The following is a 16678-nucleotide window of genomic DNA, read 5'->3' on the forward strand; positions in this document are numbered from 1 at the left end:
CAGGTGGCCCTCGCGCATGCCCTCCTCGAACAGCGCCGACTTCTGCGCGATGTACGGGTTGCCGGCGGCCTTGTCCCAGCACTGTGAGCCACCCGCCGCTCGCTCAGGAATCGAGTGGGCAACGAACCACTCGATGAACGCGTCCCGTTACACGCGCTGTACATGAGGCTCATGTGGCCCGCTCGTGCGGAAGCTGTCGATGTGCCGTAAGTCCAGTCATGTGACTTGTTTTCCCAGTGACGCGGCCCACATTGAACATTAAAGCTATGGGAGCCGCCACCGCACTCCGGTGTTGCGGCCCCGCACCTCCGCACGATGCTCGACATATCCATATATCGACGCACGTCAGCATTCAGTCGCCCGAGGCATCTTCTCCCCACGCAGCCAGGAGGTCTGTGAAGCATGCCCCTGAGCCATCTGTCCCTCCAAGACAGGGCCCTGTTCTGGCAGTTCGGCCAAGGTCCTGAAGTCCCCGTCCCCGACCCCCTCGTCCACCGCGCCGTCGAACGGTGGGCCACCGCCGCGCCGCACGCGGTCGCCGCCGAGCACCAGGGCACGACGATCACGTACGGCGAGCTGAACCGTCGTGCCGACCGGCTCGCGGCCAGACTCGTACGGGAGGGCGTACGGCCCGGCGATCACGTCGGCCTCTTCGTACGCCGCTCCATCCCGATGCTCGTCGGACTGCTCGGCACGCTGAAGGCCGGCGCCGCGTACGTCCCGCAGGACATCGGCCTCACCCCCGCCGCCCAGCTGCGGCACGTCATCCGCACCGCCGGAATCCGGGTCGTCCTCACTCAGTCGGAGCACACGCTGCGGGTGCCTCCGGCTGACACCGGACACCGGCTGATCACGCTCGACGACGATCTCGCCAACCGCTCCACGGAAGGGCCGGTCCGTCTCGAGCGGCCCGTACGCCCCGACGACGGGTGCTACGTCCTGTTCACCTCCGGCACGACCGGCAAGCCCAACGGGGTGAAGGTCACCCACGGCAACGTCGCGAACATCCTCCTCACCGAGCCCGGTGACCTGGGCATCCGCCCCGGTGACCGGGTCGCCCAGCTCCTCAACATCGCCTTCGACATGGCCGCCTGGGAGATCCTGGGCTGTCTCGCGCACGGCGGCACACTCGTCGTCCGCGGCAAGGACGTCGCGGCGGCGGCCCGAACGGCGGACGTGCTGATCGCGACGCCGACGGTGCTGTCCGGGATCGACCCGGCGGGCTGCCCCCATGTGCGGACGGTGGCGGTCGCGGGCGAGCCGTGCCCGCGCCCGCTCGCGGACGCCTGGGCCCGCCGGTCCGCCTTCCACAACTCGTGCGGGCCCACGGAGACGACGATCGTCAACACGATGCGCCACCACCGCGTGGACGACGCACTGCTCACGATCGGCCGCCCCACCCCCAACAACACGGTGTACGTCCTCGATGAGCACCGGCGTGCGCTGCCCATCGGGGAGGTCGGCGAGATGTGGGCCGGGGGCGACTGCGTATCGGCGGGCTACTTGAACAACGAGGCGCTGAACACCGAGCGGTACGCCCCCGACCCCTTCCTCGGCGGCGGACGCCGCATGTTCCGTACCCGCGACCTCGGCCGCTGGACACCGGACGGCGAACTCGAGCATCTGGGCCGTACCGACGACCAGGTCAAGGTCCGCGGCTTCCGCGTGGAACTCGACTCCGTCTCCTCGGTGCTGGAGTCGGTGGCGGGCTGCTCCCGCGCCGTCACGCTCAAGCGGGACGCCCGCAGCCTGATCTCCTTCGTCTGCCCCGCCGACGTCGACCCGGACACGGCCCGGCGCGCGGTCGCCGACGTACTGCCGTACTACTGCGTGCCGGCCACCGTCCACCCGGTGGCCGTGCTGCCGGAGACTGACCGGGGCAAGGTCGACCGGGCGGCACTGCTGCGGCTGGCGGCGGAGCGGGAAGAGGCCGCGCGGCACGCAGCGCGGGCGGTGACGGTTCATGGCGAGGGAGCACCCCTGTTGCCCGTGCCGGCGGTGCGAGAGGGGGCGGCCTGATGACGTCGTCCGTTGAGACATCGTCCGCTGAGGCCTCGTCCGTCGAGGTAGGGGTGGGAAGCGCCACGCACGCCGCGCCTCCCACCCCTAACGCGTCTCCCGCCCCTCCCGCGGCTCTCGCCGAACTCCCTCCGCTCACGTCCGTGCCTCGTCGCCTCCTCAAGCACCCCCGCCTGATGCACTACAACCGCCTGGCGGCTCTGGTGATACTGGCCAACATCGGCTTGCTGGCGCTGAGTTGGCCGCCGACCGTCGAAGCCATCGGCTACGCGTCCCTCGCGAACCTCGCACTCGCAGTGGTTGTACGGCAGCAGTACGTCATCAACCTCTTCTTCCGGCTCGCGACTTGGGCTCCGACGAGCTGGCCGCTGAAAGCGCGGTGGACGCTCGGGAAGGTGTACCACTTCGGCGGACTGCACGTGGGAGGGGCACTGGCCGGAGCCGTGTGGTTCCTCGCGGGGGCGGTCGTGGTGACCGTCGATGGCGCCAACCTGCCGCTCATCACGGTGAGTTGGGTACTCGTCGCACTGCTCGTCGTCATCGTGGCCACCGCCCTGCCGCCCTTCCGCTCCCGCTTCCACGACCACTTCGAGAAGATCCACCGCTTCGGCGGCTGGAGCACCCTCGTACTGTTCTGGACGCATACGCTGCTGGGCGCGCAGGGGCCGGTCGCCCTCGGGGTGCTGGCCGTGGTCACCTTCAGCGTCGCTCTGCCCTGGCTGCGGCTGCGCAAGGTGGACGTACGGATCGAACGGCCCTCCACGCACGTCGCGTTGGCCCGTTTCGACCACGGCGTGACCCCCTTCGCGGGGTCATCCACCGCCATCAGCCGCAGCCCGCTCACCGAGTGGCACTCCTTCGCCAACGTGCCCTCCCCCGGCGAACCCGGCTTCCGGCTGACCATCTCCCGTGCGGGCGACTGGACGGGCTCGTTCATCGACGACGCGCCCCCGAAGGTCTGGGTCAAGGGCATCACCACGGCCGGCGTCGCCAATATCGAGACCTTGTTCAGCAAGGTGATCTACGTCGCCACCGGCAGCGGTATCGGTCCCTGCCTGCCGCACCTGCTGGCCGCCGAGGTGCCCTCACGGCTCGTGTGGGCGACGCGTGATCCCCGCAGGACCTATGGCGACGGCCTGGTCGACGAGATCCTCGCCGTGCAGCCGAACGCGCTGGTCTGGGACACCTCGCAGCACGGCAAACCGGACATGGTGCGGCTGGCGTACACCGCGTATCGCGACTTCGGTGCCGAAGCTGTCATCTGCATCTCCAACAAGAAGCTGACCTGGCAGGTCGTTCACGGTCTCGAGCGGCGCGGCATTCCCGCCTACGGCGCGATCTGGGATTCGTGACAGACCGTCAGGAGAGAAGGAGAGAGGAAGAGTCGATGAACACCCTCAAGATCGAACGTCATGACCGCGTCGTCACGGTACGACTCCACAGGCCGCATGCCCTGAACGCCCTCAGCAGCGAGCTGCTGACCGAACTCCTCGACGTACTCCGCCCGTTGGACCGCGACCCTGACGTCGGCTGCTTCGTCGTCACCGGTTCGGAGAAGGTCTTCGCGGCCGGGGCCGACATCAAGGAGATGGCCGGGAAGTCGGCCGTGGACATGGCCACGGAGGACTACTTCGCGGGCTGGGAGGAGTTCGCCGGATTCCGAACGCCGAAGATCGCGGCGGTCAACGGCTACGCGCTGGGCGGCGGTTGCGAACTCGCGATGATGTGTGACCTGATCATCGCGGGCGAGTCGGCGGTCTTCGGCCAGCCGGAGATCAAGCTTGGCGTGATCCCCGGCATCGGCGGCACCCAGCGACTCACCCGCCTGGTCGGCCGCGCCAAGGCCATGGACCTGATCCTCACGGGCCGCACGATGAACGCCCGCGAGGCGGAGGCCTCGGGCCTGGTGTCGCGGGTGGTCCCGGACGACCGCGTCCTCACCGAGAGCACGGAAGCCGCCGCGACCGTCGCCTCTTACGGCCGCCCGGCCGTCACCGCCGCCCGCGAGTCGGTCGACCGGGCCCTGGAGACCGGTCTGCGCGACGGGCTTCTATTCGAACGGCGCGTGTTCCATGCGCTGTTCGCCACGGAGGACCAGAGGGAGGGGATGAGCGCGTTCATGGAGAAGAGGGCGCCTGTTTTCAAGGGGCGCTGACGGGGTGGGTTGACCCGGGGAGCGGGGCGGCGGACGGGGTCTCGGCCCGCCGCCCCTCGTCAGGATGCTGAATGTCCGAGGTTCGCGCTACGGCGGCCGTGGTCGGTCGTCGTGCGGTAGTCGACCTCCACGTCAGGCCCGTTCTCTCGGTGCAAGCAGAACAGGCCACAACACGATGATCCTTGTTGACGGGCCACAGCACGATGATCCTTGCTGCCGTATGACACCTGCTCTCCGTAGTTCCCCACCGACGGCCTGCTGACCTGCGGCGGCACGGCGTGCCTCCGGACTTGCCCGGCAGCCGGTCGCAGTTGGGGCCGGTGGCCCGCCGGTATTCCTGCGGGATGGGACGCCAGGCGGGGGGCGTCGCGTTGAGCTGAACCCGGGCGCCTGTCAGGCTGGGCCGTCGAGAACCTGGCGCCGGAGTCGCTCGCGGAGTCCGGCTTCCTCGGGGGGTGAGAGGGGCGTCGGGGCGTCGGATGCACGCCGGCCCGAGCGGCAGTCGGAGCCCGTCCTCTTCGGCGTCCTGCGCCGCCTGGTCCGGCCCGGTACAGCGAGGCAACCGCGGGTTCTTGCCGGCACACCAACGACCAGAAAACCGCCCGGCCTGACGCGTCGCGCGGCAGGTAGCGAGAGTAGTCCGAGGAGTGGCGGTGCAGCCCGGGGTGGTCGAACCCGGCGAGTGCGGTGACGATCTCACGGCCAGCGGCCAAGGCCGCGCAGCGCCGTCGGCGAGAGGTGCGCGACGGAGCCCAGCGGTGCACCCGGAACCCAGTCCAGCAGCCGCATGCGGAGCCCGGTGCGGTCGACCAGATCATGGTCCTGCAGCCTCGGGATGGCTTCCGGGACCACGAGGCCCGGATCCTGGGACCGGAAGTGACGGACCGCCAAGTGTTCGGCGTGGACTGCCTCCGCACCGCCCTCGGCCAGGGTCGCCTTCAGGACGTATCGGCGCCCGTCACTGTCGTCTTCGACCAGCATGACCTGGTCCTGGGTACTCCCCAGGTCGGTGAGCCGACCGGCGATTCCCCATTCCTCACGCAGGAGGCGCGTCGCGTCCTGCTCCGACAGCGTCGGGCCGGTGAAAGGTGCGGAGCAGGCGGCCACGTCCACCGCGCCTTCGTCGGTGAACGACCGTTGCGCCTCAGCCATGGTGCGCCAGCTTCGGCCGCCAGTCCGGGTCGTTCCAGAGGCCGAGACGTGCTTCGGCGGCCGCCCCGAGGCGGAACGCGGTCAGATCGTCGAACAGCCGGGCGACGATCTGCACGCCGGTCGGCACCCAGTTGCCCGCGCGACCTGAGGGCACGCTGAGGACCGGATGCCGACTCGCGATGTTGAAGAGCTGGGTCAGGCACTGGCTCACGAGGTTGGCAAACCGCACGCCCTCGGCGAGCTCGACGGATTCCGCGGACGTGGCGTCCGCCGGGTAGCCGGTGGTGGCCATGGTCGGGCAGATGATGGCGTCGTGGTCGCGGTAGATCTCGGCGAGCACGGCGTGCATGCGGCCTTCCTCTTCCACGATCCGCAGGGCGCCGACGTTCTCCAGGGCTGCCCCACACGCCTCGACGACATCAAGGACGTTCCGGGACCACCGCGGGTCGTCCGCCGCCGCGCACTCCAATACGGACGGCCCGAGGAGGAGGCCGCACCGCACTCCGCCGCACGATCACAGGGCTCGGGCTCCGCGGCAACGCCGCGCGGCAGCAGGCCCCATCCCGGCAGTCCGAGACACCGATGGTGTCCGTCAAAGCGGAACAAGCTCAGCAGGGCCTCAGGTCGCCCTCTCCTGCCCGGCGGCGCCACGAGAGGAAGACGAGGAGCAGACAAGTGTCGCCTGGTGACCATCACATGACCGCTGTCTGCCAGGTGATGTGCGGGGTCACAGGAAATGATTGGGGAGCGCCACCGCAAGCAATCAGTAGCCGACACACCACGCGAAGAACCCCGACCGCACCAGAAGGAATCTCACGCCATGACCGCGACCGCGCCCAGGGCTCCGACTGCACCAGGGGTGCGGTCCTGGTGGGGAATCCCGTACGCCACAGCCGAGCGATACCGCCGCCCCGTGGTCGCGGATTTCGATCCGGACCGCCCCTATGACCGCAAGGGCGTCGTTTCCGTCCAGCCCGACAGCGGCGACTGGCTCGAAGCGGACAGCGGGATGGGTGAGGACTGCCTGAACCTGAACGTGTGGGCCCCCGAGCAGCCGGCCGACAAGGGGCTGCCGGTGGCCGTGTACATTCACGGCGGCGGATTCGAGTACGGCGCGAACACGCAGATCACTTCGAACGCCTCCGGTCTCGCCGCGACGGGACGCGTCGTGGGCGTGTCGGTCAACTACCGGCTCGGCGCACTGGGCGCGCTCTCGCTCTCGCAGTACGGCGGGCGGCTCGCCGAGGCCAGCAACCTCTTCCTGCAGGACATCATCGCCGCGCTCACCTGGGTCAAGCAGAACATCGCCCACTTCGGCGGCGACCCCGACCAGGTCACGGTCTACGGCCACAGCGGCGGCGCCTATGCCACCTTCGGGCTGCTCGGCGCCTCCTCCGCCAACGGTCTGTACCGGCGGCTGGCCGGGTTCTCCGGCGGGCCCGCTCGTATCGTCCCGGTCTGGTGGGCCGAGGAGCTCGCGCACCGGTTCGTCACCGAACTCGGCGTCGCGGGCAACCCCGACAAACTGCTCGACCTCGACGCGACTGCCCTGATGGCCGCCCTGCGCAAGGTCTGTCCGACGGATCTCGGAGTCCGTGGCGGGGTGGACAACCAGGCCACCGGTGTCGTCCTGGACACCGGACAGCCCGGCGCGGTGGTGCACGCCCACCCCATGGATGTCCTCGCCTCGGGCGCGCACCGCAATGTCGACGTGCTGCTGAGCATGGCCAGCGACGACATGGGCTGGTGGGTGGCGAACGACCTCGACCGGTTCGATCCGCACGCGCTCGGCCGTGTCACCGACGAGGTCGTCCGGTGGCGCATTCCCCGCTCCCACGCGAAGAAGATCGTCGATGCCCACGATCAGGGCGGCCGTACCCCGGCCGAGGTTCGCGCCGCGCTCATGGCGGACTACCTCTTCGCGCTCCCCGCAGGCCGCGGCGCCCTGGCGCACGCTGCCGCGGGCGGAAACGCCCATCTCCTCATGATCGGGCCCGCCGAGGGCGCGCCCGCCGTGCACGGCAACGAGATGTACGCCCTGGTCGGCCAGGAAAAGCCGGGCCGCAGCCCCGAGCAGGCTCTGCGTGACACGCGTATCCGCGACATCGTGCTCGACTTCGCCACCGGTGAGCACGCCCGTCTGTGGCCCGCTGTCACGGACCAGCCCATCTCGGGAAGCGTCGGCAACCCTTCCTTCGAGGCCCATGCCCACTACCAGGAGGCGCTCGACCTGTGGGAGGGCATCGACCGCCCCTGACGGGCATCGGGCCATACGGAACAGCGCACCAGAGGGCGAACAGAGTAAGGAATCCGACATGAGCCAATCGACAGCAGCCGGCGACGGCGCACAGGCGACGATGCGGGCTGTCGTCGTCACCCGGCCCGGCGGCCTCGACGCACTGGAGATCAAGGATGTGCCGGTGCCGGTACGCAAGCCCGGCTGGGTGCGGATCAGGGTGAAGGCGTTCGGCGTCAACGAGTCCGAGGTCACCACCCGCAAGGGCGAGTCGGACGCGGTGGTCACCTACCCGCGTGTGCCCGGCATCGAGGGCGTCGGCGTGGTCGATGAGGCCGACGAGGACAGCGGGCTGCGGCCGGGACAGCAGGTGGCCACGATGATGGGCGGCATGGGCCGCTCGTACGACGGCGCGTACGCCCAGTACGTGACCGTCCCTGCGGCGCAGGTCATCCCGTTCGAGACCGGCCTGCCGTGGGAGGTCGTCGGTGCGCTGCCGGAGATGTTCCAGACCGCCTACGGCTCCCTCACCACCGGCCTGGACCTCAAGGCCGGGCAGACGCTGCTGATCCGCGGCGGCACCTCCACGGTCGGGCTGAGCGCGGCCACGATCGCCAAGGACCTCGGAGCCACCGTGCTGTCCACCACCCGCAGCCCCGGCCGGGCCGGGGAATTGCGAGGGGCGGGCGTCGACCATCCCCTCGTCGACAACGGCATGATCGCCGACCAGGTGCGCGAGCTGATGCCGGACGGTGTCGACGCCGTACTGGAGCTGGTGGGCTGCTCGGTGCTCACCGACACCCTCAACGCCGTCCGCCGGCACGGCACGGTCTGCTTCACCGGAGCCCTGGCGGGCCAGTGGACGATCCCCGATTTCAGCCCGTTCATGATCCCGGGCGGGGTGCGGCTGACGTCCTACGGCGGTCAGGCCGCCGACCTGCCGGCCGACGTCTTCGCCCGCCAACTCCAGGCCATCGCCGCAGGGCGCCTCATCGTCCCGGTCGCGAGGGTCCACCACGGCCTGGAACAGGTCCGTGACGCCCAGGCCGGCGTCGAGTCCGGCACCACGCCGGGCAAGCACGTCGTCGTCCTGGACGACTGAGAACTGATCGCGGGACGCGACAAGGTCACGCACACATCGTGCGCAGTGAGTACCTCAGCCCGGCGGTGAGCGTCGCCGCTGCCCGTTGTTTCCGAAGGAGGGAACAGATGACGGACCAGACAGCAGCGGCAGGCTTTTTCGGTGCCACGACCATCCGGCCCCCGTTGGCCCCGGCTCGCGCCCGTCGAGGAGGCGCGGGGCGCTGTTTTTCCAGCCCTGTCGGATGAGACCCTGCCAGAGATCCGACGGCAGATCGCCGAGGGTTCTCCCGGGTTGGATTCGGAGGCTCTGAGGGTGGGCGGCAGAGTGCGGGTGGAGGAGCGCCAGGTACCGGGGCCGGAAGGCGCGCCGGACATCACTCTGCTGATTCTCAGCCCCGTCGAGGACCGAGGCCCCAAGGGAGGCATCCTCAGCCTCCACGGTGGCGGAATGATCATGGGGGACGCCGGGACCACGTGAGTCATCTCCTTCCCCATGTGATCGATGGGAGTGCGGTCGTCGTGTCGGTCGAGTACCGACCGGCGCCGGATCACCCCGATCCCGCGCCGGTCGAGGACTGCTACGCGGGCGCTGCGCGTCATCGACCACTTCGACGCGCCCACCGGGCATCTGCCAGCAGGCGCCGGGCTTCGCCGAGCTCTACGGCTGGGGCACGGGCAACAACGAGGTCCTGCTCGGCAAGGCGGTGAGCGACTTCCGCGACGAGGCCGTACTGGCCACCAAGTTCGGCTTCGCACAGACCGAGCAGGGCCTGGGCCTCAACAGCCGCCCGGACAACATCCGCACCGTCACCGACAACAGCCTGCGCTACCTCGGCGTCGACCAGATCGACATCCTCTATCAGCACCACGTCGACCCGGACGTGCCGATCGAGGACCTGGCCGGCACCGTGAAGGAGCTCATCGACGCGGGCAAGGTCAAGTACTTCGGCCTCAGCGAGGCCGGCCCGCAGACCATCCGTAAGGCGCACGCCGTCCAGCCGGTTTCGGTCCTGCAGACCGAGTACTCGCTCTTCGAGCGCGACGTCGAGCAGCCCTTCCCGGTCCTTGAGGAGCTCGACATCGACTTCGTCCCCTGTTCGCCCCTCGGCCGCGGCTTCATCACCGGTACCGCGAAGCCCGCGGGACAGTACGACGCCACCGACTTCCGCAACGCCAACCCGCGCCGGCAGCCCGGCAACTTCGAGAAGAACGTCGAAGCCGTCGAGCGACTCGGCCGGCTGGCCACGGCCGCGGGCATCACCGTCTCCCAGCTCGCCCTGGCCTGGTTGCTCGCCCAGGGCGAGCACATCGTCCCGATCCCGGGCACCCGGAGCGCCGCCCGCATGGAGGAAAACGCCCACGCGGCCGACGTCACCCTCACCGAGGCCGATCTCGCCGCGATCCACGAGATCCTCCCGATCGGTGGATTCGGCGCCCGCTACGCCGATGAGCACATCCCCAACCGGGTCTGACCGGAGCTAAGAATCGACCACCGATCCCGCCGCATGAACATCCGGCGCCCGGCCGCTGTCACGGGTGGGTCGTGGTGTCGCGGGCCGCGAAGGCGGCCGGGGTGAGGCCGGTGCGGTCGCGGAAGAAGCGGCCGAAGTTCGCGGGGTCGGTGAAGCCAAGGTGGACGGCCACAGTCCGGGCATCCCACCGGGCGCCTCCCAGCAGGCGCCTGGCTTCCAGGAGGCGCCGCTCGTCGATGAGTTCACGTACCCCCTTGCCGGTGGCGTCCCGGGCGGCACGGCTCAGGGTGCGGACCGAACAGCCGAGCAGCTCGGCGTAGTCCGCGGCTTGGTGCAGCTCGCGAAAGTGCAGCTCCAAGGCGTCCAGGAAGCGCCCGTACCTGTCGGCACGGCCCGCGCCGGCCGTGGCCGTGCCGATGGGGGCGATGCCCGGGGAGTTGGCCAGGCGCAGCAGCAGCGATTCGAGCAGGCTGCGCCGCAGGGCGTGGTGGATGTCGAGGGGGCGGCGCCCGAGTGCGCGGTGTTCGTCCAGGAGTTGGAGTGCCGTCTGCTGGAGCCAGGCGGTGTCGTCGGGGTGCGGGCTGAGCACGGCAGGGGCCTCGTGCGCGGTGAGCGGGGCCAGGAGACGGGCGATGTCGGGCCGCAGCACGTCCGGTTCGAACAGGATGAACGGGCCGCGGGCCGCGCCGGGCGGATGCCAGCACTGCGCGTGCCCGGGACGCACCCACAGCCACTGGCCGGGGGCGACCGTCCGCGTGACGTAGTCGACGTCATGCCGCAGCTCACCCTCGGTGACCCCGATGAGGTAGTGGAAGGTGGCACGGCCCGGACGGGGCGGGTTCCACGGCCAGTCGTCGTGCTGGGCGAAGAAATCCTCGACGGTACCCACCTCGAGGCCGTAGGGAGTACCGACCGGGGGCTGGAAACCGTACAGCGGAACCGCAGCTGGTCCAGCCTGCCTGCTCGGCTCGGAGTGTCGCTTGTCGACCATCACGTGTCCGCAGCCTACCGCCCTTCCAGTCGGCTTCGACGCAAGGATGGGACGTGCCACCGCGCGCGGCGCGCCCTCCACCTCCTTCGATGCCACAGTCCGTCACCACCTGAGAAGGCTCACACCCCATGAACGGATCGGCCCTGCACAAGACCGCCACCGACTGCGCGGAGGAACTCCCCGGAGCCCAGCTGGAACACCCCTTCGGCCCCGACTGGGACGTCTACAAGGTACGAGGCAAGGTGTTCATGCTGATGACCGAAGTCCCGGGGCGTCCCGTCGTGATCCTCAAGGCGGACCCCGGCGAGGCCCAGGCCCTGCGGGAGCAGTACAGCCACATCACCCCCGGCTACCACATGAACAAGAAGCACTGGATCACCCTGGAGAGCGGAGAAGGCGTCGACCAGGAACTCGTCAGGGAGCTTGTCACCGACTCCTACCGGCTCGTCGTCGCCCACCTGCCCAGGGCCGAGCGGCCCGTCGACCCGCGCACCTACGGCACCGGCACGCGGACGGCCCGGTGAGCGCGGCCGGTGACCGGCTCCAGGACGCCGCCCGGCAGGCGGCCCTGGCCCTCCCCGACGTCAGCCACGGCTACCCCTTCACTCCCGGACTCGACGTGTACAAGGTCGCGGGCAAGGTGTTCCTGATCGTCACCGACGACCCGGACGATCAGATCATCACGGTCAAGTGCGAACCCGAACACGCCCGCGCTCACGTACGCGGCTACGCCTCGATCACACCGGGCCGCTACCTCGACAAACGGCACTGGATCTCACTCGGGCCTGGACCCGGCATCACCGAGCGGCTGGTCACCGACGCGGTCGAGGATTCCTACGACCTGGTCGCCGAGCGGCTGCCGCGACGCGACCGCCCCGGTGCCCGATGAGCGCCGCGAGCTTCCCCACGAGCGGCTGAGCCGACGCCTGTCAGTGCCCCGTGCACGGCTCGCCACGTCCGCACAGTTCCGCTTCCGACCCGAGAGACCGATGGAACCGACCGAAGCGACCCTGCCGCTCTTCGACGAGGAGCCCGCCCGGCCCCTCGCCGACCGCCTGCGACCCACCCAGCTGGAAGATGTCGTCGGGCAGGACCATCTCCTTGCCCGGGACGCCCCGCTGGGCCGCATGGTCGCCCAGCAGCGCCTCGGCTCCGCCATCCTGTGGGGCCCGCCCGGCGTCGGGAAGACGACCATCGCCCGGCTCCTCGCGGACGTCGGCGACCTGGCCTTCGAACCGGTGTCGGCCACCTTCTCCGGCGTGGTCGATCTGCGCAAGGTCTTCCTCCGGCGTGGTCGATCTGCGCAAGGTCTTCGCCACCGCACGAGGCCGACGCGGCATCGGCCAGGGCACCCTGCTGTTCGTCGACGAGATCCACCGCTTCAACCGTGCCCAGCAGGACAGCTTCCTGCCCTACGTCGAGGACGGCACAGTCACCCTGATCGGCGCCACCACGGAGAACCCGAGCTTCGAACTCAACGGCGCCCTCCTCTCCCGCACCCAGGTCCTCGTCCTCGAACGCCTCGACGAAGCCGCACTGTCCACGCTCCTCGACCGCGCCGAGCAGCTCACCGGCCACCATCTGCCCCTGGACGACGACGCCCGCCGCGCCTTGATCGCCATGGCGGACGGCGACGGCTGCTACCTCCTCAACATGGCCGAACAGCTCCAAGCCCTCCCGGACACCGAAACCACCCTGGACACCGCCCGGCTCGCCCACCACATCCAGCAGCGGGCCCCGCTGTACGACAAGGCGCAGGAGGGCCACTACAACCTGATCTCCGCGCTGCACAAGTCCATGCGCGGCTCCGACCCGGACGCAGCCCTGTACTGGCTCGCCCGCATGCTCGACGGCGGCGAGGACCCGCTGTTCGTAGCCCGCCGCCTGGCCCGCTTCGCGAACGAGGACATCGGTATGGCCGACCCACACGCCATCCAGCAGGCCCTCGCCGCCTGGGACGTGTACGAGCGACTCGGCTCCCCCGAGGGCGAGTTGGCGATCGCCCAGGCCGTCGTCTACCTCGCCACCGCCCCCAAGTCCATCGCCGTCTACCGCGGCTTCAATACCGCACACCGCGCTGCCCGGCACACCGGCTCACTCATGCCACCCGCCCACATCCTCAACGCCCCGACGCGACTGATGAAAGACCTCGGCTACGGCAAGGACTACCAGTACGACCCGGACACAGCCGACGGCTTCTCCGGTGACGACTACATCCCCGACGACATGGATCGCGAGACGTACGAGGCACGCAGCGGCCACACTTTGCAGGCCGTCTCTGCGCACCCCGAGTGGTCCCTTCGGGCCGATTTCCGTACGGGCCGTTTCTGCCGCAACGCGGGCAGGCCGCGGCCCGTGATCCGTCGGCCCCCTCCCGAACCATGCAGGCGGCTCGGAAGAAAGTCCTCCCACTTTCACGGGCCATCTGCCTGTGCCCGGGATGTGTTCATTCCGTCCGTACGGGCATGGGGGGCACTCCGTCTTCTGGTTTCTCCTTTGCTAACACCCCGCTGGCACGATCTGTCGATGACGGAGAAAACAGATCTCCGCGTTCGACGGATGCGCCGAAGAATGCCTCAGCCTGCGAATTGCTGGCGTCAGGGAGACGAAATTCATGGAGAAGACCGAGGTCGTGGTGGTCGGCAGTGGCCCGACTGGGCTGCTGCTCGCCGGCGAGCTGGCGCTGGCGGGTGTCGATGTGGTGGTGCTGGACAAGCTGCCTGAGCGCCGCGCCCAGGCCAAGGCGCTCAACCTGCAGCCGCGCACCGCCGAGGTACTCGACCTGCGCGGCCTGCTCGACGACGCGCATGCTCTCCTACCTGAGCAGCAGACCCGGCCACGCCGCCGATCGCCCACGGGTGCTGGATGCGCTGTTCGCACGCGACGACCGGTCCACCCGCGCCTACCTGCGCCAGGCCGTCCACCAGCTGAACCTGGCCCTGCCTCCCCAGCTACGCCTCATCGTCGAACAGAACAGGCTGTCCCTCGCCGACGAGGTGGCGCAGGGATGCCAGTCGCTGCTCATGGAAGCCGACCTCGCTCACGCCAACCGGCTGACCGGCCGGGCAAGACTGTCGGCAGTCGAGGCGCTGCTTGCCCGCAACGAGGGCGACTACCTGCCGGGCCGCACCTCGCCGTGGGTGGAGGAACGGCGCCGGGCACTGTCCCGGCAAGCCGCCGACGCGCTCTCCTCGGCGGCTGACCTAGCCCTGCGACTGCACCAGTACGGCGACGCCGTCCGCCTGTGCGAACAGGCAACCACGATCGACCCGCTCCGCGAGGTGGCCTGGCGCGTACGGATGCGCGCCGCGAACGCGCTGGGCGACGACGACGGCGTCCTCACGGCCTTCCATGCCTGCGAGACAGCACTGGCCCAGATCGACGCGACGCCCGCTCTCAGCACCCGCAAGCTGCTCAAGCAGCTACAGCGGTAGCGCCGTTGTCTGCCGTCGGCGCAGCGGCGCGCCGGAAGATCGCGCCGCTGTTCGCCGCCCTCACCGAGGACGGTCGCGCTGGCCGGCACTACGATCAGCGGCCCGAGGAGGATGACCTTCCAGGACGCGGTCCAAGAGGTCGCCCGGGGGCCACCGGCCGCGACGTCCGCTACGTGCCGTCGACCCCGGAGGCCTGTGCGGGCGAGCAGGGCGTGCCCGTGTGGCAAGGCCATCGGAGCGAGTGACGGCGTTCAGCGTTCGCTGGGCCTCGCGGCACGGGACTTCTCCGACTACGCCAAGGCCGCTGCCCGGCAGGGTGTCTGGAACGCCTGACCTTCCGGAGCCGCCGCCACGGACGCGCACTGCCCCACGGGACACACGGCGAGCCAAGCCGTGTAAGCCGTCACCGCCCGCCCCGAGTGTCCCCTCGGTCCGTTTTCTGTACGGGCCGTTTCCTCCCGCTCCGCGGTCGGCGCTTGCCTCACGGCCCCAGGGTCGCGCAACACGCTGATCGGCTGCCGCACCCCGCCACCCACCACCGCGGTGTCGGGCAGGATGGCGCCGAGTCGGCCACTTCCGATTCCCTGCGTCCTGCCAGCGTCCCGAATTCGGCGCCCAGCCACTCACAGAGGCCACCTGCAGCGCCTTCCCCGGCCACGAGCCAAGGCATCCGTGCAGGTCAGAAGAGTCCGAACTACCTTTGGCGGCAACACTGTTGAACTCGTGCGCAGCGGATTCAGTCCGTTGACCCAACGTCCTGAATCCACGCACCGCTGAGACGTTTCCGCAGGTCCGAGGCGCGCATAGTGGGGCGGGTGGGACTCGAACCCACGGCCGACGGATCATGAGTCCTTTGACCATCTTGGCGACCCTTGCCGATCAATGCTTATCCTTGACGTTTTCGCTGGTCAGAAGGAGCGAGGATGATCGGAGCTTCTCAGCCCTTGTCAGTCTGTTCCTGTCCTTGTGTCCCGAACGCGTCCTGAATGCCTGCAGGAGGGACCGGCTCAGCCGGTGCGAAGTCGATCGCGCCAGTTCGGGAACGGTCTCGAACCCGCCCGCAGCGGATTCCCTTCCCGCGCTAGAGGCTCCGCCCTGTCCTCACAGGAGCATCGCCGCCCTGACCTCACATGCCTGTTCCCGGCCGTGCGCGAACTCAGCGGCGACGTGTCACGAGGACGCTCGCCCCGCGATGCGGCGCTGCCACGCGTCGCGCAGTGCGGGGACGATGCCGCGCGGCAGGAACAGCACAACGAGGATGAGAAACGCGGCGTATACGGCGTAGTTGAGGATGCTGGGGGCGCTGGCGGGCATGCCCGGCCTGGAGCCCAGGTCGTTGAGGAACTGCACGATCAGGGTGATCGCGGTGGCGCCCAGGAGCGCGCCCCAGATGGTGCCGAGCCCGCCGACGACGGCCATCACCAGGAACTGGATGGACAGCAGGACCGGGAAGGACCCCGGATTGATGTAGCCGATGAAGAAGGCATAGATCCCTCCGGCGAGTCCGGCGAACGCGGCGGCCAAGGTGAACACGGCGAGTTTGTAGCGGGCCACCGGCACTCCGCTGGCGCTCGCCGCCGTCTCGCTGGTGGCCAGGGCGCGCAGTCCGCGGCCGGCCCGTGAGGTGACGACGTTACGGGCGACCAGGACGGTGGCGGCCACGGCAGCCCAGGCCAGGTAGGCGTAGTGGATGTCCTCGCCGAGTTCCGTACCTCCGGCGGAGAGTCGCGGTATGCCCTGCAGACCGACCGAACCACCGGCCCAGTCCGCCTCGCCGAGCAGGGAGATGAGGATGAGCTGCAGGGCGATGGTGGCGAAGGCCAGGTGGTGCCCTCGCAGCCGCAGCAGCGGTCCGCCGATGGCGGCGGCGAACAGGGCGGCGATCAGTGGTGCCGCGGCCAGCGCCAGCAGCGGCGGCGTGCCGTGGACGCCCAACAGGCCGGCCGCGTAGGCGCCGATGGCGTAGAACGACGCCTGGCCGATGGAGACCTGGCCCGCGTAGCCCATGAGCAGGCTCAGCCCCACGGTGACCATGGCGGACAGGGCGAGCAGGATGTACACCGAGAGCTGGCCGGCGGTCAGCATCGGCGGCAGGGCGAGGGTCACGGCAACCGCCGCGCCGGCCGCGACGAGGCC

At 69.7% G+C, this 16678-nt stretch carries 15 protein-coding genes and 3 pseudogenes; 13 read left to right on the plus strand and 5 right to left on the minus strand.

What is annotated here, in order from left to right:
• Nucleotides 1–402 precede the first annotated feature (402 nt).
• Genes AWZ10_RS31965 through AWZ10_RS31975 form a run of 3 tightly spaced genes read left to right on the plus strand, consistent with a single transcriptional unit; the run spans nucleotide 403 to nucleotide 4174 of the window.
• A complete protein-coding gene (locus AWZ10_RS31965) occupies nucleotides 403–2019 on the plus strand; it encodes an amino acid adenylation domain-containing protein (protein WP_060892707.1) in 1617 nt (538 codons plus the stop codon).
• Nucleotides 2019–3371, plus strand: a complete 1353-nt coding sequence (locus AWZ10_RS31970) for a ferredoxin reductase domain-containing protein (RefSeq protein ID WP_060892708.1) — start codon at nucleotides 2019–2021, stop codon at nucleotides 3369–3371. Before AWZ10_RS31965 ends, AWZ10_RS31970 begins: the two co-directional genes overlap by 1 nt.
• A gap of 35 nt (nucleotides 3372–3406) precedes the next feature.
• Nucleotides 3407–4174, plus strand: a complete 768-nt coding sequence (locus tag AWZ10_RS31975; RefSeq protein WP_060892709.1) for an enoyl-CoA hydratase-related protein — start codon at nucleotides 3407–3409, stop codon at nucleotides 4172–4174.
• A gap of 696 nt (nucleotides 4175–4870) precedes the next feature.
• On the opposite strand, the gene AWZ10_RS31980 is transcribed toward AWZ10_RS31975, so the two are convergent.
• Together AWZ10_RS31980 and AWZ10_RS31985 are read right to left on the minus strand one after the other, a co-directional pair.
• Nucleotides 4871–5326: a phosphotransferase gene (locus AWZ10_RS31980; RefSeq protein ID WP_060892710.1), complete on the minus strand. Its 456-nt coding sequence runs from the start codon at nucleotides 5324–5326 to the stop codon at nucleotides 4871–4873.
• On the minus strand, nucleotides 5319–5828 hold the full coding sequence (locus tag AWZ10_RS31985) for an amidase family protein (RefSeq protein WP_208618587.1): 510 nt from the start codon (nucleotides 5826–5828) through the stop codon (nucleotides 5319–5321). Before AWZ10_RS31985 ends, AWZ10_RS31980 begins: the two co-directional genes overlap by 8 nt.
• A gap of 318 nt (nucleotides 5829–6146) precedes the next feature.
• Here AWZ10_RS31985 and AWZ10_RS31990 point away from each other — a divergent pair, with 318 nt between their 5' ends.
• The 5 genes and pseudogenes from AWZ10_RS31990 to AWZ10_RS32000 all read left to right on the plus strand — a co-directional run.
• Nucleotides 6147–7583 carry a carboxylesterase family protein gene (locus AWZ10_RS31990; RefSeq protein WP_060892712.1) on the plus strand — a complete coding sequence of 479 codons (1437 nt, stop codon included), beginning with the start codon at nucleotides 6147–6149 and terminating at the stop codon, nucleotides 7581–7583.
• A gap of 58 nt (nucleotides 7584–7641) precedes the next feature.
• Nucleotides 7642–8664 (plus strand): alcohol dehydrogenase catalytic domain-containing protein, encoded by a 1023-nt coding sequence (locus tag AWZ10_RS31995; protein ID WP_060892713.1) that lies wholly within the window; start codon nucleotides 7642–7644, stop codon nucleotides 8662–8664.
• Between the two features lie 294 nt (nucleotides 8665–8958).
• A complete protein-coding gene (locus tag AWZ10_RS54145) occupies nucleotides 8959–9123 on the plus strand; it encodes a hypothetical protein (protein WP_244172610.1) in 165 nt (54 codons plus the stop codon).
• Between the two features lie 41 nt (nucleotides 9124–9164).
• Nucleotides 9165–9353, plus strand: coding sequence for a hypothetical protein (locus AWZ10_RS54150; RefSeq protein ID WP_234360752.1), 189 nt, complete (start codon nucleotides 9165–9167; stop codon nucleotides 9351–9353).
• Nucleotides 9296–10117 (plus strand): annotated as a pseudogene (locus AWZ10_RS32000) (aldo/keto reductase); the annotation flags it as partial. The gene AWZ10_RS54150 and the pseudogene AWZ10_RS32000, both read left to right, overlap by 58 nt.
• A 58-nt stretch (nucleotides 10118–10175) precedes the next feature.
• Here the strand turns inward: AWZ10_RS32000 and AWZ10_RS32005 are convergent.
• On the minus strand, nucleotides 10176–11006 hold the full coding sequence (locus AWZ10_RS32005) for a helix-turn-helix domain-containing protein (RefSeq protein ID WP_234360748.1): 831 nt from the start codon (nucleotides 11004–11006) through the stop codon (nucleotides 10176–10178).
• 230 nt (nucleotides 11007–11236) lie between these two features.
• Here AWZ10_RS32005 and AWZ10_RS32010 point away from each other — a divergent pair, with 230 nt between their 5' ends.
• Together AWZ10_RS32010 and AWZ10_RS32015 are read left to right on the plus strand one after the other, a co-directional pair.
• Nucleotides 11237–11632: an MmcQ/YjbR family DNA-binding protein gene (locus AWZ10_RS32010; RefSeq protein ID WP_060892715.1), complete on the plus strand. Its 396-nt coding sequence runs from the start codon at nucleotides 11237–11239 to the stop codon at nucleotides 11630–11632.
• The gene (locus tag AWZ10_RS32015) at nucleotides 11629–11997 is read left to right on the plus strand and encodes an MmcQ/YjbR family DNA-binding protein (RefSeq protein ID WP_060892716.1); all 369 of its coding nucleotides are present in this window, start codon (nucleotides 11629–11631) and stop codon (nucleotides 11995–11997) included. The genes AWZ10_RS32010 and AWZ10_RS32015 overlap by 4 nt, the downstream gene beginning before the upstream one ends.
• 40 nt (nucleotides 11998–12037) lie before the next feature.
• Here the strand turns inward: AWZ10_RS32015 and AWZ10_RS55520 are convergent, their stop codons facing one another.
• Nucleotides 12038–12415, minus strand: coding sequence for a hypothetical protein (locus AWZ10_RS55520; RefSeq protein WP_319053501.1), 378 nt, complete (start codon nucleotides 12413–12415; stop codon nucleotides 12038–12040).
• Nucleotides 12416–12728: 313 nt separating this feature from the next.
• Here AWZ10_RS55520 and AWZ10_RS55525 point away from each other — a divergent pair.
• The 3 genes and pseudogenes from AWZ10_RS55525 to AWZ10_RS32025 all read left to right on the plus strand — a co-directional run.
• Nucleotides 12729–13301 (plus strand): annotated as a pseudogene (locus tag AWZ10_RS55525) (AAA family ATPase); the annotation flags it as partial.
• Nucleotides 13302–13722: 421 nt separating this feature from the next.
• Nucleotides 13723–13863: pseudogene (locus tag AWZ10_RS53070) on the plus strand (FAD-dependent monooxygenase); the annotation flags it as partial.
• 52 nt (nucleotides 13864–13915) lie between these two features.
• Nucleotides 13916–14542, plus strand: a complete 627-nt coding sequence (locus AWZ10_RS32025) for an AfsR/SARP family transcriptional regulator (protein ID WP_060892717.1) — start codon at nucleotides 13916–13918, stop codon at nucleotides 14540–14542.
• Between the two features lie 1170 nt (nucleotides 14543–15712).
• On the opposite strand, the gene AWZ10_RS32030 is transcribed toward AWZ10_RS32025, so the two are convergent.
• Nucleotides 15713–16678, minus strand: a 966-nt coding sequence (locus AWZ10_RS32030) for a branched-chain amino acid ABC transporter permease (RefSeq protein ID WP_208618588.1), incomplete at its 5' end; no start/stop codon positions are given.

This window comes from Streptomyces europaeiscabiei, from assembly GCF_001550375.1.
Lineage (GTDB): Bacteria > Actinomycetota > Actinomycetes > Streptomycetales > Streptomycetaceae > Streptomyces > Streptomyces europaeiscabiei.

Excerpts from the sequence above, each read along its gene's own strand:
- AWZ10_RS31965 (WP_060892707.1), top strand. The coding sequence starts at position 403 with ATGCCCCTGAGCCATCTGTCCCTCCAAGACAGGGCCCTGTTCTGGCAG.
- AWZ10_RS31970 (WP_060892708.1), top strand. The coding sequence starts at position 2,019 with ATGACGTCGTCCGTTGAGACATCGTCCGCTGAGGCCTCGTCCGTCGAG.
- AWZ10_RS31975 (WP_060892709.1), top strand. The coding sequence starts at position 3,407 with ATGAACACCCTCAAGATCGAACGTCATGACCGCGTCGTCACGGTACGA.
- AWZ10_RS31980 (WP_060892710.1), bottom strand. The coding sequence starts at position 5,326 with ATGGCTGAGGCGCAACGGTCGTTCACCGACGAAGGCGCGGTGGACGTG.
- AWZ10_RS31990 (WP_060892712.1), top strand. The coding sequence starts at position 6,147 with ATGACCGCGACCGCGCCCAGGGCTCCGACTGCACCAGGGGTGCGGTCC.
- AWZ10_RS31995 (WP_060892713.1), top strand. The coding sequence starts at position 7,642 with ATGAGCCAATCGACAGCAGCCGGCGACGGCGCACAGGCGACGATGCGG.
- AWZ10_RS32010 (WP_060892715.1), top strand. The coding sequence starts at position 11,237 with ATGAACGGATCGGCCCTGCACAAGACCGCCACCGACTGCGCGGAGGAA.
- AWZ10_RS32025 (WP_060892717.1), top strand. The coding sequence starts at position 13,916 with ATGCTCTCCTACCTGAGCAGCAGACCCGGCCACGCCGCCGATCGCCCA.